This window comes from Staphylococcus taiwanensis (genome assembly GCA_020544305.1).
Taxonomy (GTDB): domain Bacteria; phylum Bacillota; class Bacilli; order Staphylococcales; family Staphylococcaceae; genus Staphylococcus; species Staphylococcus taiwanensis.
Genome location: CP058667.1, coordinates 2,345,001 through 2,347,500 on the forward strand (window position 1 = coordinate 2,345,001; position 2,500 = coordinate 2,347,500).

General features: G+C 36.1%; 1 protein-coding gene and 1 pseudogene. One reads left to right on the top strand and one right to left on the bottom strand.

The window, feature by feature from the left end; translation table 11 throughout:
• Nucleotides 1-1,449 precede the first annotated feature (1,449 nt).
• Nucleotides 1,450-1,677 carry a hypothetical protein gene (locus tag HYI43_11220; GenBank protein UDI79097.1) on the bottom strand — a complete coding sequence of 76 codons (228 nt, stop codon included), beginning with the start codon at nucleotides 1,675-1,677 and terminating at the stop codon, nucleotides 1,450-1,452.
• 75 nt (nucleotides 1,678-1,752) lie between these two features.
• Between HYI43_11220 and HYI43_11225 the strand changes: the two are divergent.
• Nucleotides 1,753-1,833, top strand: a pseudogene (locus tag HYI43_11225) (RNA-binding protein).
• Nucleotides 1,834-2,500: the final 667 nt, after the last annotated feature.

Sequence of the window (2,500 nt, forward strand, 5' to 3'; positions counted from 1 at the left end):
TTTTTAGTTTTTTTTTTTTTTTTTTGTTTTTAACCCAAAAAAAGTTTTAAAAAATTTAAAAAAACCCCCAAAACAAAAAATGTTTTTTTTTTAATGTTTTTTTTTTTTTTTTTTTTAGACGGGTTTAAAACAAAAAACGGGCGGGGGGGAAAACTTGTGGGCAAAAAAAACAAAAAACGGAGAAATTTTTTTCCCCCCCCCCCCCCCCCCCCCCCCCTTTTTTTTAAATTTTTTTATTTTTTTCCGGGGACAAAAATGTTCCCCGGGAAAAAAAAAAACCACCTTTTTTTTAGGTTGAAAAAACAAAACGTTTTTTTTTTAGTTTTTTGGTGTCCCCCCCCCCCCCCCCCCCCCCCCCCACCCCCCCCCTCCGCCCCGCACCCCTGGGTTTTTTTTTTGTTTTGGGGGGTTTGGGGGGGGCCCCTCGGTGGGAATTTTCTCCCCCCCCCCTTTTTCCCCCTTCCAAAAAACCCAAAGAAAAAAACCCAAAAAAACCAACGGGGGGGAAAAAAAGGGAAAAAGGGGGGAAGGTAAAAAAAAAAAATGGAAAATGGGGAAAAGAAGGAATTCCCCCCCCGCACGCAAAAAAAAAACAACACCCCCCCGGGGCCGGGCCCCCCCGACTACGTGTTTTGTTGTTTTTTTCAAAACTAAAAGTTTTTCGAAAAAAAAATTTCCCCCCTGGGGAAAAAAAAAATAAAAAGGAAAAAAATTTTTCCCCCCTCCTTTTTTTTTTTGTTTTGGCACACACACAAGTTTTGTTTTTTTTTCCGGCGGGTTTTTGTTTTTTTTTTTGTTTTTTTTTTTTACCGTCCCCAACCCCAATTTTAATTTTTTTTGTTTTTTTTTTTGGTGGGTTTTGTTTTTTTTTGTTTTTTTTTTTTTGGTGTGTTTTTTTAATTTTAAATTTTTGTTTTGTTTGTTTTTTTTTTTTTTTGTTTTGGGTAACTAAACCCTTTTTGAGAAGGTTTTTTTTTACAGGGGAAAAAAAAAAATTGGGGGGAATTCTTGGGTTAAAAAATACGTTCCCCCCCCCCCCCCCCCCCCCCCCCCCCCCCCCCCCCCCCCCCCCTCCTTTTTTTTTTTTTTTTAGGGGGTAACCTTGGGAAAAAAATTTCAAAAAAACCCCTTTTTTTTAAAAAACGCCGAAAAAAAAAAAGGGGGGGCCCCCCCCCCCCCCAACCCCATAATTGTTTTAAAAAAAATTTTTTTCCCTTTCCCCCCCCTTTTTTGTCCCCCCCCCTAAACATTCAAAAAAATAGTGTAAAACAAAAAAAAATAATTTAAATTTAAAAAAATTTTGGGAATTTTTTTTTTTTTTCTTTTTTTGTGTAAAAATTTTTTTTTGTTTTTTTTTTTTTTTTTTTTTTTTTTTTCACAAAACAATTTCCCCCCCCTTTTTTTTTAAAAATGTAATTTTTTTTTTTTTTTTTTTTTTTTTTGTTTTTTTTAAGGGTTGTTTTTTTTTTTTGTGTTTTTTTTTTTTTTTTTTTGTTTTTTTTTTTTTTTTTTTAAAGTTTTTTTTTGTTCCCCGTTTAAAAAAAACAAAAAAAAAAAAAAATAAAAGTTTGGGAAAAAAAAAAAAAAACCGAACCCCCCCCCCCTTTTTTGGTCCCCCTTTAACGGCCCAATTCCAACCAAATCACCTTGAAAAACAAAAGTAAATCCAAGCGGCAAAAAACCCACCCGGGTACCCCGGAAAATTATTTTTGGTAAAAAAAAAACAACGCAACAAACCCAGGTTTAATGTTTCCCCCCCCCCCCCCCCCCCCCACCCCCCCTTTTTTTTTAAAACAAAACCGTCCCCCCCCCCCCCCGCCCCCCCCCCCCCCCACCCCCCCCCCACCGTTATAAAAACAAAAAGGTTAAAAAAAAAAAAAAAACGAAACAAAAATACCTGGGGTTTTCTTTTTTTTTGGGGGGGGGCGGGTTTTTGTTTGGTTGTTTTTTTTTTGTTGTGTTTTGGTTTTCCCCTTGTTGTTTTAAGGTTTTTTATTGGGGGGGGGCCCCCCCGGGGGAAAAAAAAAAAAATACCAAAAGGGGGGGGGGGAAAATTATAAAAAACATTGTTTTGCCCGTTTTTTTGGTATGTTTTTTTTGTCCAAAAAGTTTTTGGGGGGTTTTTTTTTGTTTTTTGTTTTTTAAAAAAATTTTGAAAAAGTTTTAAAACCCGCAAAAACACCGTTTTGGGGGGGGGGGGGGGGGGGGGGGGGGGGCCAAAAATAATTTGTTTTTTTTTTTTTACCCGGTTTAAAAACGGGGCCCCCTTTTTGGAGTTTTTTTGTAAAGGTTGGGGTCCCCGCCCCCCCCCCCATACAGTAAAAACGCTAAACAAACCGAGTAACAAAAAACCCCACCCCCACGGTTTTGTTTGTTTTTTTTTTTTTTGTTTTTTTTGTTTTTTTTTTGAGGTTGGGGAAGTTTTAGTTTTTTTAAAAAAAAAAAAATTTGGTTTTTTTTGTTTTTTCTTTTTTTTTTTTTTTTTTGTTTTTTTTTGTTT